Raw genomic sequence first — 20,719 nt, forward strand, 5'->3', positions numbered from 1 at the left:
TTGAAGTAATCCAACCTTTAATTACGACTCTATTAGTAACAAAATCTATCTACAAACTTATTTTACCCAAAAAATCTAACATTAAACAAAACATAGAGCTTATTAAAAACAAGTATTCTTAAACTTACCTCAATAAAATTATTTTACATGTTTTTTTTAACAAAACATTTGTTTTTATTAAAAATATGTTTTATATTTGATTTAGTTGTATTTCCATAATTGGTTGTTATTATTCAAAAATAAATAGGCTATGACACTTCACTTTTAAAGAATTAAAAAAGGGATATCCCCTGATTCATTCCAAAATTATTTTTTTAAATACACCTCCATACACCTTATGGACATACTATTGTTATGTAATTTTTTTTAAATTTTTATATTATGTCATTTAAATCAAAACTATCAGTAGCTGGAAAAGAGTACACTGTACTAAACGTAAATTATGGTTTATTTCAAGAAACTGATGCAACAGGTAGACCCTCTACCGTTACTAGAGGTGGTAAAATTGAATTAACTATTGAAGGAACAGCAGACACTTCTTTCTTTGAGTGGATGACCAATTCTTTTGAAAGAAAAGACGGTAGCGTAAAATTCTTCAAAAGAGATAGCGATGCTGTTTTAAAAGAATTAAAATTTTCAGAAGCATATGTAGTAAAATTCAGAGAAAACTTTGATTCTACAGGCGTAAACCCTCTAACTGAAACCTTCACTATTTCAGCTAAAAAAATTGAATTAGGAAACGGTGCTTACGAAAACGAGTGGGTATAATTAACTAAGTAAACAAAAAGAGGGTGTCCGAGAAGTAAAACAAACGCACCTTTTGTCATGCAAACCCAAGAAAAGTTCCATATCTCTATTATGCGATTTGCTTCGTTTACTTAAACGTAGCCCTTGAGTTTCCCTTGGTCAACTAAAGCAAAACAGCTAAACGATCTTAAATGGCAAAATTGCGGACTTTTTAGACAGCCTCTTTTTTTATTTTAAATAACAACATCATAAAAAATTAACCTATGTCATTTTTAGCAAAATTAGAACTAGACGGCAATATTTACAATATCTTAAGTTGTGATTATCATTTTACACAAGAAATAGATGCCACAGGAAAACCAGAAGGTATGCCTCAAGGAGGAGAAATCAGCATTCGAATAGAAAGCAATGGAAAATCAAACTTACTTCAATGGATGCTTGATCATAGCCAAACTAAAAATGGAACCATCATATTCTTTCGAAGAGATGCCATGAGCAAATTACAAGAATTAAGCTTTGAAAAAGCCTATTGCGTTTCTTTTTCAGAACATTTTGATGCTAAAAGCGACGAGCCCCTACAAATTGCAATGCGACTCATGGCTAAACGCTTTACACTGAATGATGCCACTCACGAAAAAAATGGAAAGAATAAACTAATTAACCATAGAAATCAACCATTTTCATAACGGAAACGATTATTACAGCTAATTTGTAGAAATCCCTGATATGTGGACCCACCTTATTTTGACGACAACATCCATTCTAACTGCCAAGAACAAACCGCATATGTAGTAGATCACAACAACCCTATAAGAATGGGTAGAGTACGCGTACAATTTCCTTGGCAAGAAAAAAAGAATCAAAAACTGTGGATCTGAACGAGGCTGTCCAAAAAGTCCGCAATCTTGTCATTTGACTTCGTCCAGTCGCTTTGCTCTAGTCGATCAAAGGGAGACCCAAGAGTTCCGCTCGAACAGGCTAAATCACATAATACTGATTATGAAACTCCTCCTTCCGTTGGAGAGACAAACTGTGTGTTGATTTTTTACTTTTAGGACAGCCTCTTGGAAAATAAAAAAATTGCTTCAAACGAAGAAAATATAATCAAATATGTAAATACATTAAGTAAACGAATAAATTCATTAAAAGAGAAAAAATGTATTGATAGCTTAATCATTGAAGTTTCAGCTAATTGTTTAAAAAATGAAAGACATAATACTAATGTTAAAACATACTCTTTCCCTATACTTTAATATTCATATAATAAAGACTTTTATATGAATTTAAAAAGGCCGTTTTGATACGGGTAAAAAATTCGCTAAAGAGAATTTTGTAGAAATAACCAAAGAGCTAGGCGAGCAAGAAGTATTTTTAGTATCCAATAGTGAAGGCAGAGCTTGTACAGCAGGTATGGCAGACTATCTGCACAACCAAGGCATCACAATAGGTGAACACGTATTACTATTTGACTTGACAAAGGAAATTCCTAATACATAATCTCTGGGTTGAACAAAATGGAGTTTTTGATAGAAATTTGATCTTATGAGGGTATCCATTTATAATGTTAACCCGTAGTGCATTATAAAAAAGTTGCTCATAACACTAAAAAATATTAAGTTATAATGATGACCAGTCTATTACAACAATGAGCAACTTACAAGAAAATGACGAATTAATTCTTGTGAAATTACAAAAACTGATAATTTCTATTTTAAACCCATAAAAACCGAAACTTTCTAACATTGTGATCGTTAGTTTGATCATTTTAGGCAAACATAAACCTATAGAGCCTAAAAATCAATTATTTAGAAAAACACAAAAACTTGATATTAGTTCTAAAATAGAACGTAGTGTATATAACAGAAGAAAACGATAATTATTTGCTTACATTGAAAAAATCAGAATTAAGATGATTGAAAAATTTAACGAATTTGAAAGTCATTTTATTATTGTTAATATCCCCTTAGAGGTCTGTAAAATATCTCGTTCTTCAAGGAAAAGAAGAAGATTATGCACTTCCCAACAAAGGGTTTTATACCTCTCAGAACTTACATTATTACAGATATAAATTACATGAGGTTTGTTCTATTAAAGGTATTTTCAGAATTGTAATCAATTCATAAATAAGAAGGAATTATGCTAAAACTTTCCTAGAATTCAAAACAAAGATTCTTTCTAAAATAACAACCTTAACAGCTTACAATATTTGAACAGATTCGTTTTTAATAGAAACATTAACAATCTAAAAATTAATCTAATTTAATAATGCGCTACGGGTAAGAATACTTTTTTATCCATTTAAGAACCTTATTCCTCATTCAAAATTAAATTTTATATTTGCTTCAAATATTTTTTTATGTCAATTAGCACAAAACCTTATAAAAATTCTAATTCAAGCAAAAAGAACAAGTATCTAAAATGTTTGATACGATTTCACATGAATACGATCGTTTAAATCGTGTAATCTCATTTGGAATAGATGTGCAATGGCGAAAAAGAATCGTAAAATTAGTTGGATCAATTCATCCTAAAAAGGTTCTTGACATAGCTACTGGAACTGGTGACTTGGCAATTCTAATGAAAGATACACAAGCTGAAAAAATAATTGGTTTAGATATTTCAGCTGGAATGCTAGAAGTAGGACGCGAAAAAATAGAAAAAAAGGATTATCTAAACAAATTGAACTAATACTAGGAGATTCCGAAAATATTCCTTTTGAAGATAATAGTTTTGATGCTATAACCGTAAGTTTTGGAATTAGAAATTTTGAGAATTTAGAAAAAGGTCTTTCCGAGATCCTTAGAGTATTAAAACCAGGGGGAATCTTTGTTATTTTAGAAACCTCAGTTCCTGAAAGATTTCCTTTCAAACAAGGGTATCGTTTTTACACTCAAATGATCATGCCTATAATTGGAACTATTTTCTCTAAAGACAAAGTAGCTTATCGTTATTTAGCAGATTCAGCATCTATTTTTCCTTATGGAAAAGCTTTAAACAATATTTTACAAAAAATTGGGTTTATAGATGTAAAGCACTCCCCACAAACTATGGGTGTTGCAACAATTTATTCTGCTTCAAAAAAATAAAAAATGAAAAAATACGTAATAATATTATTATTTACATTGCCAATTTTAGGACAATCGCCTTTCACAAAACACATGTTTGCGAAAAAGCCATTAATTAACTTAGCGAATTTTGACAAACAACGAGTTCACTTTGGTTTCTTTCTAGGTTTTAACAATTATGATTTTAAAATCAATAAGAAAAGCAATGGACAAGATGTTATTGTAGATAGCCAAACAGGTTTCAATGTAGGACTTATAACTAACTTAAGACTACATGAGTATATTGATTTACGCTTTGAACCCGGATTACATTATGGACAAAGAAACCTTCATTTTCCTAACATGAAAGAGGCTCGTGATGAACTGAGAGAAGCAAAATCAACTTACATTCACTTTCCCCTTCTTTTAAAATTTTCATCAAAACGCACAGGTAATATAAAACCTTACATTGTAGGTGGTGTCTCTAGATCTATTAATCTATCTAGCAATGCTGAGTCTACTGATGACAATTCGGCCAACCGTTTTAGAATGATTAAACAAACCAATAACTACGAGCTAGGTGCTGGTATTGACATTTATCTTGAATATTTCAAATTTTCACCTTCTATACGAGGTGTTTTTGGATTTAATAATGAAATGATCCCTGACAACAATCCTAACAGTCCTTGGACAGGAAACATTGACAGTATGAGCACTCGTGGTATCTTTATAAACTTTGCTTTTCACTAAAAGCCTCTTTTAAATTCGCTTAAAACTATTGCTGTAGCTGTTGCTACATTTAAACTTTCCGTTTTTTGCAAATCACCAAATTGAGGTATTGCTATTTTATAAGTAACCCTATTCTCAATTCTCTGAGAAATACCGTTTGCCTCATTACCTAAAATAATTACACCTTTTTTAGGAAGTATCTGATGATAGATATTTTCACCATCCATAAAAGTGCCATATATAGGAAGATCTGTAGCTTTCAAAAACAATTCTAGATCAACATAGTGTACATCTACTCTACCTATAGATCCCATAGTAGCCTGTATAACCTTAGGATTATACAAATCAACTGTTTCCTTAGTACATACAACTTGCGAAATACCAAACCAATCACAAAGTCTAATTATCGTACCTAAATTACCTGGATCTCTAACATCATCTAAAGCAACAATAAGCCCTTGATCTTTTAGCACTCTATCTTTAGGTATTTTAAATAATGCCACACAATTATTAGCTGTAGTTAAAGCACTGATCTTATTTAATTCAACAGGAGACACTAAAGTCTTAAATTCAGGAGACAAATCATAAAACAATTCTTCAGTCATATACAGATGCTCTAATTCAAATTTAGAATCTAAAAGCTCCCTAATAACCTTTACTCCTTCCGCTAAAAATAAGCCATATTCTTTCCTATATTTTTTTTGATGCAAACTAGAAATAAGTTTTATTTGGTTTTTGGTAAGCATAAATGTATTTTTGAATTAATTTTTCTGATTTGAACAAAATCCTTACAAAAATATCAATAATTATTCTATTAGCAGCACTTTATACCGCATGTAGCACGGTAAAAAAAGTTCCTACTAACAGATACTTGTTGATTAAGAACTCCTTAGATGTTGACGGTGTCAAATTTAAAACTAATGAAGATGGAATTATTGAACAAATAAATCAACAGCCCAACACCTCCATTTTAGGCTTTAATCTCCGATTACAGTTATATAATTTAGCAAAAGAACATACAGATTCTCTATTTAAAAAAAACATATTAGATAATCCTAAAAAATACAAAAGGTTATCTAAATGGTTATCTGAAAAACAGGTACATAGACTTGGTAAATCTTTTTTATATTCAGGACTTCACAACTTTTTAAAAAAACAGGAGAACCTCCTGTACTAGTTGATTCACTAAAAACTATCAGAAATGCAAAAATATTGAAGCATGGTATCAAAACCAAGGATATCTACATGCAAAGTCTTCTTACAAAATCAACTACTTAGCAAATAAAAAAGCTAATATTGAATATTTTGTAAAAAAGGAAAACCTTATATCTTAGACACTATTCATACTAATATAACAAATAGATCCATTGACTCTTTATACAAAAAAGCAGTTACAAAATCATATATAAAACAAGGTAAACAATATAAAGAAAGTGACTTTAGTAACGAAATTAATAGATTAACTCAGTATTTTAAAAACAATGGTATATACAATTTTCAACAACAAAACATTGAATTTGAAATTGACACAGCCACATACAAAATACCAGTAATCATAAAAATTAATGATCGTAAAATTAAAAAGGGGATTCTACAATTATAAAACCTTATGAAATTAAAAAAATAGGCAAAATAAATATTAACATTATAAACAAATCTAAAAAAGGTACTTTTGTAGTTATACCTAAAGATAGTGCAAATTATAAAAACTATAATTTGTATAGTAATGAAAAAATAAGACATCGCCCCAAAGCTATAACAGACGCTATTTTCATACAAAAAGACAGTCTGTTTAGTGATTTTAACAGAACTCAAACATTACGATCTATCAGTAATTTACGAGTATTCAATTTTCCTAACATTAATTTTATTGAAAATCCTAAAGATAAAACTCTTACAACAGAAATTACACTGATCCCTAAAGATCGCTTTAGTTTCAGAGCAAGTGCGGATTTTACTCATTCTAACATTCAAGATGTTGGTATTACAGGAAACACATCTGTCCTTATAAACAACATTTTTAGAGGAGCAGAAATTTTAGAAATAGGAATAAAAGGAAATTTAGGATCTTCTAAAGACTTTGCCAATCCCAAAAAATTATTTTTCAATATACAAGAATATGGTGCTGATCTAAAATTATCATTTCCCAGAATCTTTTTCCCTCTAAATACAAAAAACATTATCCCCAAATATATGTTTCCGAGTACCCTTATAAGGGCTGGTTTTTCGAAACAACTCAATATTGGTTTAGACAAAGAAAGTATTACAGGAGCTATAAATTACAACTGGTCTCCTTCACAAAAAACTAGTTTTAAACTAGATTTAGCTAATTTACAGTATATAAAAAACATTAACATTAACAACTATTTCAATGTCTATACATCAAGTTATGACCAATTAAATGCACTTGCAAAGCTATACAATAAAAAGTCTGAATTATTAGACAGTCAAAACAATTTATCAATTGAAGAAGGTGGTGCTGATCTGTTCATGAGATATGCTATGGATGGTTATTACCCAGAATTAAATAAGAATCCAGACCATTTTCTTATAATTCAAAGTATATCAGAAAGAAAAAAAAGGTTAACGGAAAACAACTTAATACTATCTAGCAACATTAGTTATAATAAAACATCTCAAACTGATATTTCTGATAAGGATTTTTATAGCATTAAAACTAAATTTGAATCAGCTGGAAATATTATGTCTTTTATAGCAGATATAAGCAAAAGACCTAAAAGTCCTAATGGAAACCGTAATGTGCTAGGCCTCGAATATTCACAATATTTAAAAGGAGAATTAGAATACATTAAACATTGGGACTTAAGAAATGAAATATCCGTAGCTTTTAGAGCTTTTGGAGGGCTAGCTGTTCCTTACGGTAATTCAAACTCAATACCTTTTACACGAAGTTATTTTGCGGGAGGCGCTAATGACAATAGAGCTTGGCAATCATACAGTTTAGGTCCTGGAAATTCAAATACAATAAATGACTTTAATGAGGCAAATATGAAATTAGCCTTTAACACTGAAATTCGTTTTAATATCTTGGGACAGCATAATGCTGCTTTATTTGCTGATTGTGGCAACATTTGGAATGCTAATATTGGAAAAGCATATGAAATAGATGAAAAAAAGGTTTTTAAAAACTTGCACTCTTTAGAGGGGTTAGCCTTAGGAACAGGAATAGGCTATCGTTATGATTTTAGTTTTTTTGTATTAAGACTAGACTGGGGATTCAAAACATATTCTCCTAGTTTAGATCAAGGAAGCAGGTGGTTTACAGAATTCAATATAAATAAATCTCAATTTAATATAGGCATTAATTATCCATTCTAAATAAATTTGTAATTTTGTCCATCTTTTAAAAAACAAACAAATGACACACAACATAAAATCTGGCGTAGCAACTGGCGATCAAGTTCAAGAAATTTTTAATTATGCAAAAGAAAAAGGATTTGCATTACCAGCAGTAAACGTAGTAGGATCAAGTACTATTAACGGAACCCTTGAAACAGCTGCCAAATTAAAGGCTCCTGTAATTATTCAATTTTCTAACGGAGGTGCCGCATATAATGCAGGAAAAGGACTTTCTAACGATGGACAACAAGCTGCTATTTTAGGAGCTGTAGCAGGAGCTAAACACATTCATACATTAGCAGAAGCTTATGGTGCAACAGTTATATTACATACAGATCACTGCGCTAAAAACTTACTTCCTTGGATTGATGGTTTATTAGATGCTTCTGAAAAACATTTTGAAGAAACGGGTAAACCTTTATTTTCATCACATATGATAGACTTATCAGAAGAGCCTATAGAAGAAAACATAGAAATATGTAAAGAATATTTGGCTAGAATGAGTAAAATGGGCATGACACTTGAAATAGAATTAGGGATTACAGGTGGTGAAGAAGATGGTGTAGACAACTCACATGTAGATAGCTCAAAACTTTATACACAACCAGAAGAAGTAGCATACGCATATGAAGAATTAATGAAAATATCTCCTCGCTTTACTATTGCTGCTGCTTTTGGAAACGTACATGGAGTATATAAGCCTGGAAATGTAAAATTAACTCCAAAAATCCTTAAAAACTCACAAGAATATGTTCAAAACAAATTCAATACAGAATCTAACCCTGTAGATTTTGTTTTTCATGGAGGATCAGGTTCTACATTAGAAGAAATAAGAGAAGCTATTTCCTATGGTGTGATTAAAATGAACATTGATACAGACTTACAGTTTGCCTTTACAGAAGGAGTTAGAGATTATATGAATTCTAAAATTGACTATTTAAGAACACAAATAGGCAATCCAGAAGGAGCTGATGCACCAAATAAAAAACATTATGACCCTCGTAAATGGGTTCGCGAAGGAGAAATCACTTTCAATAAAAGATTAGAGCAGGCTTTTGCCGATTTAAATAACGTAAACACTTTATAGTCTTAAGCTCAAAAGTTGAAAATCTAAATAGTCTTAGATCTATTCAACTTTTAACTTTTGACTTTTAACTTTCGACTAAAATTATGGCTTGGTTTAAAAGAAAAGAAAAAGGGATCACAACTCCTACTGAAGCAAAAATGGATGTACCTAAAGGTTTATGGTACAAGTCTCCTACAGGAAAGATTGTAGATGCTGATGAGTTAGCTAGAAACTTATGGGTAAGCCCTGAAGACGATTTCCATGTACGCATAGGAAGTGCAGAATATTTTCAAATATTATTTGACGACAATGAATTTACAGAATTAGATGCTAATATGACAGCAAAAGATCCTTTAAATTTTGTTGATTCTAAAAAATATTCAGACCGTTTAGTTGATACAATTAAAAAAACTCAACTCAAAGATGCCGTACGTACAGGTGTAGGAAAATCCAAAGGAAAAGACTTAGTAGTTTGTTGTATGGACTTTGCCTTCATTGGGGGTTCTATGGGGGCTGTTGTTGGTGAAAAAATTGCACGAGGTATTGACTACTCCATCAAAAACAAAGTACCTTTCGTTATGATTTCAAAATCAGGAGGAGCTCGTATGATGGAAGCAGCTTATTCTCTTATGCAATTAGCCAAAACATCCGCTAAATTAGCCCAATTAGCCGAAGCTAAAATCCCTTACATTTCATTATGTACAGACCCTACAACAGGAGGAACTACTGCATCATATGCCATGTTGGGAGATATCAATATAGCTGAACCCGGAGCCTTGATTGGTTTTGCTGGTCCTCGTGTTGTACGAGACACAACAGGCAAAGATTTACCAGAAGGATTTCAAACAGCTGAATTTGTATTAGATCATGGATTCTTAGACTTTATTTCACACAGAAAGGATCTTAAAAATAAAATTAATCTTTATATTGATTTAATCCTGAATCAGGAAGTAAGATAATACAAAGAAGGTGTCCTAAAAGCAAAAATCAACGTATCCTTTGTCACTAGAACGCAAAGAGAAGTCTCACAATCAAAATCATGCGATTTCTCTATCTGATCAAAATGATAATAAGCATACTACTGGCTTTCTTTTAGGACCACCTCTTCTACATTCACTTCTTTATTTTAAAAAAGCCACTTATTATACTTTTCAATTAAAAACGCCTCCTCTATTTAACATACATATTTTAGATATCAATAATTTATATTCTAAAATAAGTTGCTTGTTAATATAATCTTTAAAAAACTATTTTTATTCTACTTCCTTTTCCTATAAACAATAATAACTACATCCCACTCCTAATTGCCTCCACAGGATCTAATCTTGAAGCTGAAATAGCAGGTAATATACCCGCTATTAAACCAATAAGAATAGCTAAAAATGTTCCGTAAGCAATATTTGAAAAACTAAGAACAAAATCAAAATCCAAGATATTTGTTAAACCAAAAGCTACTAACCACACTAATACAATTCCTACCCCTCCCCCTATTAAACACAAAACAATTGATTCAAAAAGAAACTGTAATAAAATAAAATGATTTTTAGCTCCTAACGATTTCTGTATACCTATTAAATTGGTACGTTCTTTTACTGACACAAACATAATATTAGCAATACCAAAACCTCCAACCAATAACGAAAAACCAGCTATAATGGATCCTATCAAATTCATTTGAGATATTAATTCATCCAACATATCTGTAGCTCCTTTTAAAAAATTCAGAAAAAAATTATTAAGTTGTCCATAAGTCAAACCTCTATAACCTCTCATTTTTTGAATAATTTCGGCTTTTATCTCTTCCTCTCCAACTCCTTCAATAGGCTTAATCATAATAACAGGCATAAACTTCACATTATTATCGCCATAAAGAGTACGCACTTTATTTAAATTAACATACACACTTCCATCAGGATTCTCTCCAAAATCAATCATACGATTCCCAACTTTTTTCAAAACCCCAAGCACTTTAAAACGTTGTCCATATAATCTAATTTGTTTCCCAACTGCTGAAACTCTATTAAAAAGTGCTTCTGCAACTTCAGCTCCAATCACTACTTCATTAGCACCTGAATTAGATTCTTGCTCATTAAAAAAACGTCCTTCTGCAAAATCTAATTTATTAATATCTATATACTCATAAGTACAAGGTACAACACCAACATTACTCATGGATTTATCTTCAAATTTAACATGCTCTCTATTTGTAAAATACTGATAACAAACAACTTGAATTTTAGACTTACTATCTTTCAGAAAACGATACTCATCATAAGTCACTTTAGGAAACTGCTCTATTTTCCAATCGGGAACATCTGTAGGAGAAAAAGAATATTTAAACAAGTATATAGCACTATTATCTAAACTACCTACATCATTTTTTATTTTTCGATCTAAAGAATCTACTGCTGACAAAATAGTTATAATAGAAAATATCCCTATAGTAACACCTAACAAAGAAAGTAAAGTTCGTAACTTATTATTACGTAATGCACTGATAGCAAATCTAAAACTTTCTTGAAGCAATCGCAGATATATAATCATGACTTTTTTCTTATTGGTACTAAGATCTTAGCTTTTGTTACAATTCTAAAAATCTTATTTTGAATAGCCCTTAAAAAAAACTATTTTTGCACCTTTAATAACAACAACACAATGAATACTACTAAAACAATTCAATCGGCATTGATCTCAGTGTTCGACAAGACTGGTCTTGAACCTATTGTAAAAAAACTTCACGAACAAAATGTAGTGATTTACTCAACAGGGGGGACTGAAGAATTCATCTTAAACTTAGGAATACCTGTTGTACCTGTAGAAGAAGTTACTGATTATCCTTCAATTTTAGGTGGACGTGTTAAAACCCTACACCCAAAGGTTTTTGGAGGTATCTTAAACCGTCAAGATAACCCAAATGACGTAGCTCAAATGCAAGAATACGAAATCCCACAGATTGACTTAGTGATAGTAGACTTATATCCTTTTGAAAAAACGGTTGCTTCAGGAGCTAGTGAGGCTGATATTATTGAAAAAATTGACATAGGAGGAATCTCATTAATAAGAGCGGGAGCTAAAAATTTTAAAGATACTGTAATTATTCCATCAGTTAACGAATATAGTTTATTATTAGAACTCATCACTAATCAAAACGGAACTACCACTTTAGAACAACGCAAAATTTTTGCGACTAAAGCTTTCAATATTTCCTCACATTATGACTCAGCCATCTTCAATTATTTTAACAATAATCATGAAGAAACAGTTTTAAAGATCAGCGAAACAAAAGGAGAAGCATTACGTTATGGAGAAAACCCTCATCAAAAAGGTTTTTTCTTTGGAGATCTGAATAAAATGTTTGATAAATTAAACGGAAAAGAGCTCTCTTACAACAATTTATTAGATGTAGATGCTGCTGTAAATTTAATATCTGAATTCAAAAATGACGCACCTACATTTGCTATCTTAAAACATAATAACGCATGTGGAGTAGCCACTCGTCCTACAATGAAAGAAGCTTATTTAGATGCTCTTTCAGGAGACCCTATTTCCGCTTTTGGAGGAGTATTAATTGCTAACAATAGAATTGATTTAGCAACCGCAAAAGAAATCAACAACCTTTTTTGCGAAGTAATCATAGCTCCAACTTATGACAACGAAGCAATAGAAATTCTTAAAGAAAAGAAAAACAGAATCATCCTAATTCAAAAAGAAGTAGAACTACCAAACACTACCATTAGAACCTGTCTAAATGGAATTTTAGTTCAAGACAAAGACTTAGTAACTGATTCTCATGACATTTTAAAAACAGTAACAAAATCTACCCCAACTGAACAAGAAATAGAGGATTTATTATTTGCTTCGAAAATTTGCAAACACACTAAATCAAATACTATTGTTTTAGCTAAAAACCAACAACTATATGCTTCTGGAACAGGACAAACTTCACGTGTAGATGCCTTACGCCAAGCAATAGAAAAAGCAAAATCTTTCAACTTCAATTTAGAAGGCGCAGTAATGGCTAGCGATGCTTTTTTCCCGTTTCCTGATTGCGTAGAAATAGCAAATAATGCAGGTATTAATTCCGTTATTCAACCTGGCGGATCAATAAAGGACGAACTAAGCATTAACTACTGCAACGAAAAAAGTATGTCTATGGTATTTACTAGCATAAGGCATTTTAAACATTAAAATAAACATTAAAAACATACTTTTAACACCTTGTTGATTAAAATCAGCAAGGTGTTTTCTTTTAAATAGTAACTTTAACTTTTTACTAACAATATATGTAACTATAAATGCAAATTATTTCCCACATATAAACTAATTTTGCAACACCCTAAATACTCCTTATACTTTTCTTAGTCTAAGAAATCATACCATTTGATTCCTTAGCACATACTTACATATTAGTAATGAAAGCAAAACAACTAATATGACAAACCACAAACACCAAAAAAAGCAAAGTTTATACTTCATAAAAGTATATACTTCAAGTATTCCTAATTTATCCACTCAAACAATAAAACAAAATAACATTAATACTTTTAAATTTTAAAACTAGATTAACTATGATATTAATTGACAAAGAATTCCCAAGTATTACCGTAAAAACAATTCAAAAAAATAAAGGTATATCAGAAGTGAACTTATTTGAACTAGCAAAAAAGAAAATAAAAAAATATTACTATTTTTCTACCCAAAAGATTTCACATATGTATGCCCTACTGAATTATTTGCTTTTCAGGAACTATGTAAAGAACTTGAAGAAAGAAATGTATTATTATTTGGTGCATCATGTGATACAACAGAAACACACGATGCTTGGTTACAAACAGATGCTACCGAAGGAGGAATCAAAGGAATCACTTATCCATTAATCTCCGATTCTAACAGAAATCTTTCAAGTATATTAGGAATATTAGACGGCAAAAAAAGCACAGAAAACAATTACGAAGTTACTTTAAATGACAACATTAGCTATAGAGCTACCTATTTAATAAACGAAAATGGAATTGTATTTCACCAAAGTTTAAATAACATGTCACTAGGTAGAAACGTATTAGAATTCATGCGATTAATAGATGGTTATACGAGCATACAAGAAACAGGTGAAGTTTGTCCTGCAAACTGGGAAAAAGGGAAAGAAACTTTCAAAAATGACAGAATTAGTACAGCTAAATACTTATCACGATTACTAAGCAAACAATTCTCTAACTAAAAATAAAAAATGCGTTAAAAAATTTTTTAACGCATTTTTTATTTTCATATTAACCAAAATATTTTCATACTTTTGCAACTTAGTATATTCTATAAAAACTGAGTAACCCTTAAAAGGAAATATGGGATTTTTTGATTTTATGACTGAGGACATCGCAATTGACCTTGGTACCGCAAACACGCTAATTATACACAACGATAAAGTTGTTATCGATAGTCCTTCCATAGTAGCACGTGACCGCATATCTGGCAAAATTATTGCTGTAGGCAAAGAAGCTAATATGATGCAAGGGAAAACCCACGAAAATATAAAAACAATCCGTCCTTTAAAAGATGGTGTTATTGCAGACTTTGATGCTTCCGAGCAAATGATTAAAATGCTCATTAGAAGCATTCCTGCATTACAAAAAAAATTATTCACTCCTGCTCTACGTATGGTAATTTGTATCCCATCAGGAATAACAGAAGTAGAAATGCGCGCAGTAAAAGAATCTGCAGAACGTGTAAATGGTAAAGAAGTATACTTAATACACGAGCCAATGGCTGCTGCTATAGGTATTGGCTTAGATATCATGCAACCAAAAGGAAACATGATTGTAGATATAGGAGGAGGGACAACTGAAATTGCTGTAATTGCATTAGGAGGTATTGTTTGCGATAAATCAGTAAAAATTGCGGGTGACGTATTTACTAATGACATCATCTATTACATGCGTACACAACACAACCTTTTCGTAGGAGAAACTACTGCTGAAAAGATAAAAATTGAAATAGGAGCAGCTATAGAAAACTTAGACTCACCACCTGATGACATGTCTGTCCAAGGTCGTGATTTATTAACAGGTAAACCTAAACAAGTAGAGGTTTCATATCGTGAAATAGCTAAGGCTCTTGATAAATCTATTCAACGTATTGAAGATGCTATTATGGAAACTTTATCACAAACTCCTCCAGAGTTAGCAGCAGATATATACAACACAGGTATTTATTTAGCAGGAGGTGGCTCTATGTTAAGAGGATTAGATAAACGTATTTCACAAAAAACAGATTTACCCGTTTTTATTGCAGAAGATCCTTTAAGAGCTGTAGTTAGAGGAACAGGTATGACTCTTAAAAACTTAAATAGATTTCGTAGCATTTTAATAAAATAAGATCTGATATCTTATTTTATTAAAAGCTTAACATAGTATAACAACCTTTACTATTATTTTACGATGCAGCAAATTCTAAATTTCATCATAAAAAACAGCAACCGATTGCTGTTTTTGCTGCTTTTGGTAATTTCGTTAACGCTTACCATTCAATCGCATTCCTATCACAGAAGTCAAATGGTAAATTCTGCCAATGCAGTTACGGGAAATGTCTATGAAAAAGTAAATGAAGTAGAAACTTATTTCAGTTTACAAGATCAAAATGATAAATTAGCAAAGGAGAATGCCTATCTAAGAACATTACTCTTCAATAAAAAAGATAGTACCTTAACCCTACCAAAAGATTCTGTTAAAGGATATGACAAACTTGATGTTATACAATCTAAAGTTGTCAATAATTCCTACAATAAAACTGAAAATTATCTAACCATTAATTCTGGATCCATAAAAGGAGTAAAACCAGACATGGGAGTTATTAGTAGCGAAGGTATAGTAGGGGTCATTGAAAAAACATCTCCTAATTACGCTACTGTAATTAGTGTATTAAATTTAAAATCTAAAATAAATGCTAAAGTTAAAAGAACAAATCATTTTGGTTCTTTAATCTGGAAAGCAAAAAATGCAGGTTATGCGCAACTAATTGAAATACCTCGATTAGCTAGTGTAAAAAAAGGAGATACTATCGTAACAGGTGGTCGCTCAACTATTTTTCCCGAAAACATACCAGTAGGTATTATTGACCGTATCTATATGGATACAGAAACCAATTATTACACCCTAGATGTTCGCTTATTTACAGATATGACCAATCTAAACCATGTGTACATAATTAAAAACAAAGATGCCATTGAAATTAATAAACTGGAAGCTGAAACAGTAAAAAAAGATGAATAGTACACTAATATCAAATATAGTTCGTTTTATACTGCTCGTTGCGGTTCAGGTAGTTGTTTTCAACAAAATAAATTTATTTGGTTTTATCAACCCTTTTCCTTACATCCTATTTATACTATTATACCCTGTTAACACGAATCAAGCAGGACTACTAGTAAGCAGCTTTTTATTAGGTCTTTCTGTAGATTATTTTGAAAATTCAGGAGGTGTTCATGCTACCGCTTGCTTAGTATTAGCTTATTTAAGACCTAGTTTTTTTAAATTTGCATTCGGATTAAGTTATGAATACCAAACAATACGAATAAATGACCGTTTATCTCCAGAACGATTCACCTTCATTCTAATTTCTATTATAACGCATCACATAGTTTTATTTACACTCGAATTTTTTAAATTTATCTTTATGCTTGATGCTCTTATACGTACATTGTGTGCTTCTCTATTTACATTAATAGTAAGCATCATATTCATTTATTTATTTAAGCCTAGTAAACATTAAAAAATGAGAAAGCTTCTTTTACCAGGTATGGTCATAACTGCTGCTATACTGATTATAGCAAGGCTTTTTTATTTACAAGTAATAGATGATGAACTGAAACTAAAATCAGAAAATATATCTATTAAAATTAAATATGATTATCCAGAAAGAGGATATATATACGATCGTAATGGCAATTTACTCGTAGCTAACCAACCTTCTTATGATATCATGGTTGTTCCTAGAGAAGTAAAAAAACTAGATACTATTGAATTTTGTAAACTGTTAAACATTACAAAACAAGACTTTCTTAAACGATTAGAAAAAGCCGTTATATACTCCCCTCTTCTACCTTCTGTTTTCATGGGACAGTTGAACAAAATGGAATATGCTGCCTTTCAAGAAAAAGAACGAAAGTTTGATGGTTTTTATATTCAGAAACGTTCTTTAAGAGACTATCAATTTCACCACGGAGCTAATATTTTTGGTTTTATAACACAGGCTAACGAATCTAAAATAGCCAAAAATCCTTATTATAAAAGTGGTGATTTATTAGGCAAACAAGGAGTAGAAGAAATGTATGAAGAAATTCTTCGAGGTCAAAAAGGGGTAAAACACATTCAACGCGATCGATTCAACCGTGAAATAGGACTTTATAAAGAAGGCAAATACGATACCATAGCAATTCAAGGTAAAGATATCACCTTAACTATTGATTCAAAGCTTCAAGAATATGGAGAACTTTTAATGAAAAACAAAAGAGGTGGAATCATTGCAATCGAACCTAAAACAGGTGAAATTTTATGTTTGGTTACAGCTCCTACCTATGACCCTGCTATTTTAGTCGGTCGTCAGCGTTCAAGGAATTACACAAAATTATACAATGATTCATTAGCAAAACCCCTATATGACAGAAGTTTATTAGCGGAATATCCTCCTGGATCCCCTTTTAAAATCTTAACTGCTTTAGTTGGGCTACAATCAGGCGCAATAAACACAGAAACAGCTGTTGGATGCCACCATGGATTCAGCTATGGTCGTAGATTTATGCGTTGTCATTGTGGAGGTGGCGTTAGAAAATTGCATATGGGAATTGCAAAATCATGTAATGCGTACTTTGGAACTGCTTATTTAAGAACCCTTGGAGCGTTTCCTAATGCTTCTAAAGGAGTGGATTATTGGAGTGATCATCTAAAAAGTTTTGGATTAGGACAATTCATGGGATATGATCTACCTACAGGAAGAAAAGGAAATATCCCCAACTCTAAAACATACGAACGCTACTACCCTAATGGAAGTTTAAAATCAACCATGATTGTTTCTAATTCCATTGGACAAGGTGAAATACTTATGACCCCTATTCAACTAGCTAATATGATGGCAACGATTGCTAATAGAGGTTATTACTACACACCTCATATTATTAAAAAAATTAAAGGACAACAAATTGATGCTAAATTTAGGACTAAACATACAACAACTATAAACAAAAAACATTTCCCTCCTGTAATTGAAGGATTAGCCGAAGTATTTAAAACTGGTACTGCTTATTTTCTAGGTATAGAAGGAATTGAAATCTGTGGAAAAACAGGTACTGCAGAAAATTTTACTCGAATAAATGGAAAGAAAGTTCAATTAGAAGATCACTCTATATTCGTTGCTTTTGCTCCTAAAAACAATCCTAAAATTGCCATTGCTGTTTTTGTTGAAAATGGAGGTTATGGAGCTACTATTGCTGGACCAATCACTTCTCTAATGATTGAAAAATATTTAAAAGGAAAAATCACCAACAAATTTAGAGAAGAAAACATTATTAATAGGAGCCTTCAACATCAATACAATAAATTCACTAGAAAATATATTGATTCTATGTACAGAATTAGGTTACGAAAAGATTCCTTAAATAGAATCAAAGCAAAACAGAAACTTGATTCATTAGAAAAAACTACTAACCCAGCTACAAAAACAAATTAATGAAAAATCAAAGTGTTGGAAAAAATATTGACTGGATTACAGTATTAATTTATATCCTCTTAGTACTAATTGGATGGGCTAACATCTATTCAGCTGATGTAACTCCTGATTCTAATTATATTTTTGATATCACTCAAAACTATGGCAAACAATTAATATTCATTGCATTTACTGTTTTTGTAATTATAGTAGTCCTATCCATTGAAGCTAAGTTTTACGAACGTTTTTCAAGTGTACTCTACGGAATTTCATTATTAGCCCTAATAGGATTATTTGTAGCAGGTAAAACTATTGCTGGACAAAGATGTTGGTATGCTATAGGTTCATTTACACTACAGCCCTCTGAGTTTGCTAAATCAGCCACTGCTTTAGCATTAGCTAAATTTTTAAGTGATAGTCAAATTAATTTAAAAAATTTCAACCATCAATTATTAGGATTAGCCATTCTTTTTATTCCTGTAGGTCTTATTATGCTACAACCAGACGCAGGTAGTGCGCTTATATTTATTACAATGATTTTTGTACTTAATAGAGAAGGCTTACCTTCTTGGTATTTATGGAGTGGCGTAGGCGCAGTTATACTTTTTATTATGTCACTATTACTAAAACCACAATACGTAGTCTTAATTTCATTAATAGGAGTAATTCTTCATTTTTACAAATCAAAACCAGTAAAAAGAAATATAGTCGCTAGCTCAATTGTTTTTTTACTAATGGCAGGCTTTAGCATATCTGTAAACTATGTTTTTGAAAATGTATTCCAACAACATCATCGAGACCGTTTTAACATCCTTTTAGGAAAAGAAGTTGATTTAACAGGAATAGGCTACAATACAAACCAATCTGAAATAGCTATTGGTTCTGGAGGTTTATTAGGAAAAGGCTGGTTAGAAGGTACTCAAACAAAAGGTAACTTTGTCCCTGAACAGCACACTGATTATATTTTCACGACTGTTGGGGAAGAATGGGGCTTCGTTGGATCAACCGTAGTGGTACTCTTATTTGCTGGATTATTACTCCGCATTTTATACTTAGCAGAAAACCAACGTACAAAATTTAGTCGTATTTATGGGTATGGAGTTGCATCCGTATTATTCACTCACTTTTTTGTAAATATAGCTATGGTTATTGGTATCTTCCCTACTATCGGAGTTCCTCTACCTTTCCTATCATATGGAGGTTCTAGTTTATGGGCTTTTACTATCTTACTCTTTATTTTCTTGAAAATGGACGCTAACAAAGTAAATGAGTGGTAATTATTTAAAAACACCACTCTTTATAAGTTTTACTTTTTTCTATAGTCTCTTCCAATTCATTTGAAAGCTTTGGAAAAAAATCAATTCCTGTTAGGTCTTCTATTTCATTAATTGAAACAACGAATTCATAAAGTGGTCGACCTGAATCTTGATGGGGAATTAAAAAAGCAATACTTTTGTATTGAGGGCCTTTTTATTTAATATTATTTTATAAAAATAATCAGGTACTGTAACATTTTCTCTTCCTATATGTTTTAGTTTACCAGATAAAACCCCTCCTGTGATAACATATAATCCATCATATTTTTTTGCCCAATAACGCGTTTTTTGTTCCAAACGATTCCATATTCCTGCATTAAAATTATTTTTTTGAGGTGTAATATTAGAAGTATAAAATGTTTCTTCAAAAGCATTCTTTGAAAACCTTCTATCTCCTGCAGGGCATAAATGTCCACGATCATATCCTGAACGAATATAATTTTTCCAATTAGCAGATCCACTTTTTACCATTGGATCATTTACAAAATAAGGTCTTTTATGATTTATATGTACCACATCTTCACGTTTTAATTGATATGCTACCCATTCAGCTTGTTCATCCTTTTCACTATATGAAAGAGTATAATATTTATGATGTATAACTTGACCTGTTTTCGATGTTGGCAATAAAAAGCTCGAATTATCTTCTTTATTTAGTAAATTATGTACTTCTAATTTCTCTTCCTTTTTACAACTTAAAATTAGAAATTCAAATAATAAAAAAGTAATTAAAAATCGTGTCTTCATATTTTTTAAAATAATAT

18 protein-coding genes and 3 pseudogenes are annotated in these 20,719 nt (G+C 31.2%); 18 read left to right on the forward strand and 3 right to left on the reverse strand.

The window, feature by feature from the left end; translation table 11 throughout:
* Positions 1 to 381: 381 nt before the first annotated feature.
* The 7 genes and pseudogenes from tssD (JJC03_RS02170) to porT all read left to right on the forward strand — a co-directional run bounded on the left by tssD (JJC03_RS02170) (position 382) and on the right by porT (position 4,541).
* The gene (gene tssD / locus JJC03_RS02170; protein ID WP_088401344.1) at positions 382 to 768 is read left to right on the forward strand and encodes a type VI secretion system tube protein TssD; all 387 of its coding nucleotides are present in this window, start codon (positions 382 to 384) and stop codon (positions 766 to 768) included.
* A gap of 242 nt (positions 769 to 1,010) precedes the next feature.
* On the forward strand, positions 1,011 to 1,433 hold the full coding sequence (gene tssD, locus JJC03_RS02175; RefSeq protein WP_235873874.1) for a type VI secretion system tube protein TssD: 423 nt from the start codon (positions 1,011 to 1,013) through the stop codon (positions 1,431 to 1,433).
* Between the two features lie 42 nt (positions 1,434 to 1,475).
* On the forward strand, positions 1,476 to 1,625 hold the full coding sequence (locus JJC03_RS02180; protein WP_258932096.1) for a phage baseplate assembly protein V: 150 nt from the start codon (positions 1,476 to 1,478) through the stop codon (positions 1,623 to 1,625).
* A 186-nt stretch (positions 1,626 to 1,811) separates the two neighbouring features.
* Positions 1,812 to 2,000 (forward strand): hypothetical protein, encoded by a 189-nt coding sequence (locus tag JJC03_RS02185; RefSeq protein ID WP_235873902.1) that lies wholly within the window; start codon positions 1,812 to 1,814, stop codon positions 1,998 to 2,000.
* A gap of 392 nt (positions 2,001 to 2,392) precedes the next feature.
* Positions 2,393 to 3,010 (forward strand): annotated as a pseudogene (locus tag JJC03_RS19375) (hypothetical protein).
* Positions 3,011 to 3,103: 93 nt separating this feature from the next.
* Positions 3,104 to 3,833, forward strand: a pseudogene (gene ubiE / locus JJC03_RS02190) (bifunctional demethylmenaquinone methyltransferase/2-methoxy-6-polyprenyl-1,4-benzoquinol methylase UbiE).
* A 3-nt stretch (positions 3,834 to 3,836) separates the two neighbouring features.
* Positions 3,837 to 4,541, forward strand: a complete 705-nt coding sequence (porT, locus tag JJC03_RS02195) for a type IX secretion/gliding motility protein PorT/SprT (protein ID WP_088399563.1) — start codon at positions 3,837 to 3,839, stop codon at positions 4,539 to 4,541.
* On the opposite strand, the gene JJC03_RS02200 is transcribed toward porT, so the two are convergent.
* Positions 4,538 to 5,266 (reverse strand): TrmH family RNA methyltransferase, encoded by a 729-nt coding sequence (locus JJC03_RS02200; protein ID WP_088444881.1) that lies wholly within the window; start codon positions 5,264 to 5,266, stop codon positions 4,538 to 4,540. The two genes, porT and JJC03_RS02200, sit on opposite strands and share 4 nt — an antisense overlap.
* 29 nt (positions 5,267 to 5,295) lie before the next feature.
* On the opposite strand from JJC03_RS02200, the gene JJC03_RS17210 reads away from it, so the two are divergent.
* The 4 genes from JJC03_RS17210 (at position 5,296) to accD (ending at position 9,905) form a co-directional block, all read left to right on the forward strand.
* On the forward strand, positions 5,296 to 5,697 hold the full coding sequence (locus JJC03_RS17210; RefSeq protein WP_258932097.1) for a hypothetical protein: 402 nt from the start codon (positions 5,296 to 5,298) through the stop codon (positions 5,695 to 5,697).
* Between the two features lie 470 nt (positions 5,698 to 6,167).
* Entirely contained in the window at positions 6,168 to 7,859 is a 1,692-nt protein-coding gene (tamL, locus tag JJC03_RS17215) for a translocation and assembly module lipoprotein TamL (protein WP_445297852.1), read from the forward strand.
* Positions 7,860 to 7,899: 40 nt separating this feature from the next.
* Positions 7,900 to 8,967, forward strand: coding sequence for a class II fructose-bisphosphate aldolase (gene fbaA, locus JJC03_RS02210; protein WP_088399557.1), 1,068 nt, complete (start codon positions 7,900 to 7,902; stop codon positions 8,965 to 8,967).
* 83 nt (positions 8,968 to 9,050) lie between these two features.
* Entirely contained in the window at positions 9,051 to 9,905 is an 855-nt protein-coding gene (gene accD / locus JJC03_RS02215) for an acetyl-CoA carboxylase, carboxyltransferase subunit beta (protein ID WP_088399555.1), read from the forward strand.
* 328 nt (positions 9,906 to 10,233) lie between these two features.
* Here accD and JJC03_RS02220 read toward each other — a convergent pair whose 3' ends face one another.
* Positions 10,234 to 11,490, reverse strand: a complete 1,257-nt coding sequence (locus tag JJC03_RS02220; protein WP_088444882.1) for an ABC transporter permease — start codon at positions 11,488 to 11,490, stop codon at positions 10,234 to 10,236.
* 111 nt (positions 11,491 to 11,601) lie between these two features.
* Between JJC03_RS02220 and purH the strand changes: the two genes are divergently transcribed.
* From purH to rodA, 7 genes and pseudogenes are all read left to right on the forward strand, one after another.
* The gene (purH, locus tag JJC03_RS02225) at positions 11,602 to 13,134 is read left to right on the forward strand and encodes a bifunctional phosphoribosylaminoimidazolecarboxamide formyltransferase/IMP cyclohydrolase (RefSeq protein ID WP_235873903.1); all 1,533 of its coding nucleotides are present in this window, start codon (positions 11,602 to 11,604) and stop codon (positions 13,132 to 13,134) included.
* 380 nt (positions 13,135 to 13,514) lie between these two features.
* Positions 13,515 to 14,164, forward strand: a pseudogene (locus JJC03_RS02230) (peroxiredoxin).
* Positions 14,165 to 14,285: 121 nt separating this feature from the next.
* A complete protein-coding gene (locus JJC03_RS02235; protein ID WP_014164948.1) occupies positions 14,286 to 15,314 on the forward strand; it encodes a rod shape-determining protein in 1,029 nt (342 codons plus the stop codon).
* A 63-nt stretch (positions 15,315 to 15,377) separates the two neighbouring features.
* On the forward strand, positions 15,378 to 16,208 hold the full coding sequence (gene mreC, locus JJC03_RS02240) for a rod shape-determining protein MreC (protein WP_235873904.1): 831 nt from the start codon (positions 15,378 to 15,380) through the stop codon (positions 16,206 to 16,208).
* The gene (locus JJC03_RS02245) at positions 16,201 to 16,707 is read left to right on the forward strand and encodes a rod shape-determining protein MreD (protein WP_088399545.1); all 507 of its coding nucleotides are present in this window, start codon (positions 16,201 to 16,203) and stop codon (positions 16,705 to 16,707) included. Before mreC ends, JJC03_RS02245 begins: the two co-directional genes overlap by 8 nt.
* Before the next feature lie 3 nt (positions 16,708 to 16,710).
* Positions 16,711 to 18,660 (forward strand): penicillin-binding protein 2, encoded by a 1,950-nt coding sequence (gene mrdA / locus JJC03_RS02250; protein WP_088399543.1) that lies wholly within the window; start codon positions 16,711 to 16,713, stop codon positions 18,658 to 18,660.
* Positions 18,660 to 19,916: a rod shape-determining protein RodA gene (rodA, locus tag JJC03_RS02255; protein ID WP_235873905.1), complete on the forward strand. Its 1,257-nt coding sequence runs from the start codon at positions 18,660 to 18,662 to the stop codon at positions 19,914 to 19,916. The genes mrdA and rodA overlap by 1 nt, the downstream gene beginning before the upstream one ends.
* 159 nt (positions 19,917 to 20,075) lie before the next feature.
* Here the strand turns inward: rodA and JJC03_RS02260 are convergent, their stop codons facing one another.
* Entirely contained in the window at positions 20,076 to 20,702 is a 627-nt protein-coding gene (locus JJC03_RS02260; RefSeq protein ID WP_309597724.1) for a DNA/RNA non-specific endonuclease, read from the reverse strand.
* Positions 20,703 to 20,719: the final 17 nt, after the last annotated feature.

The organism is Flavobacterium oreochromis (assembly GCF_019565455.1).
Lineage (GTDB): Bacteria > Bacteroidota > Bacteroidia > Flavobacteriales > Flavobacteriaceae > Flavobacterium > Flavobacterium oreochromis.

Excerpts from the sequence above, each read along its gene's own strand:
- tssD (WP_088401344.1), top strand. The coding sequence starts at position 382 with ATGTCATTTAAATCAAAACTATCAGTAGCTGGAAAAGAGTACACTGTA.
- tssD (WP_235873874.1), top strand. The coding sequence starts at position 1,011 with ATGTCATTTTTAGCAAAATTAGAACTAGACGGCAATATTTACAATATC.
- porT (WP_088399563.1), top strand. The coding sequence starts at position 3,837 with ATGAAAAAATACGTAATAATATTATTATTTACATTGCCAATTTTAGGA.
- JJC03_RS02200 (WP_088444881.1), bottom strand. The coding sequence starts at position 5,266 with ATGCTTACCAAAAACCAAATAAAACTTATTTCTAGTTTGCATCAAAAA.
- fbaA (WP_088399557.1), top strand. The coding sequence starts at position 7,900 with ATGACACACAACATAAAATCTGGCGTAGCAACTGGCGATCAAGTTCAA.
- accD (WP_088399555.1), top strand. The coding sequence starts at position 9,051 with ATGGCTTGGTTTAAAAGAAAAGAAAAAGGGATCACAACTCCTACTGAA.
- JJC03_RS02220 (WP_088444882.1), bottom strand. The coding sequence starts at position 11,490 with ATGATTATATATCTGCGATTGCTTCAAGAAAGTTTTAGATTTGCTATC.
- purH (WP_235873903.1), top strand. The coding sequence starts at position 11,602 with ATGAATACTACTAAAACAATTCAATCGGCATTGATCTCAGTGTTCGAC.
- JJC03_RS02235 (WP_014164948.1), top strand. The coding sequence starts at position 14,286 with ATGGGATTTTTTGATTTTATGACTGAGGACATCGCAATTGACCTTGGT.
- mreC (WP_235873904.1), top strand. The coding sequence starts at position 15,378 with ATGCAGCAAATTCTAAATTTCATCATAAAAAACAGCAACCGATTGCTG.
- JJC03_RS02245 (WP_088399545.1), top strand. The coding sequence starts at position 16,201 with ATGAATAGTACACTAATATCAAATATAGTTCGTTTTATACTGCTCGTT.
- mrdA (WP_088399543.1), top strand. The coding sequence starts at position 16,711 with ATGAGAAAGCTTCTTTTACCAGGTATGGTCATAACTGCTGCTATACTG.
- rodA (WP_235873905.1), top strand. The coding sequence starts at position 18,660 with ATGAAAAATCAAAGTGTTGGAAAAAATATTGACTGGATTACAGTATTA.
- JJC03_RS02260 (WP_309597724.1), bottom strand. The coding sequence starts at position 20,702 with ATGAAGACACGATTTTTAATTACTTTTTTATTATTTGAATTTCTAATT.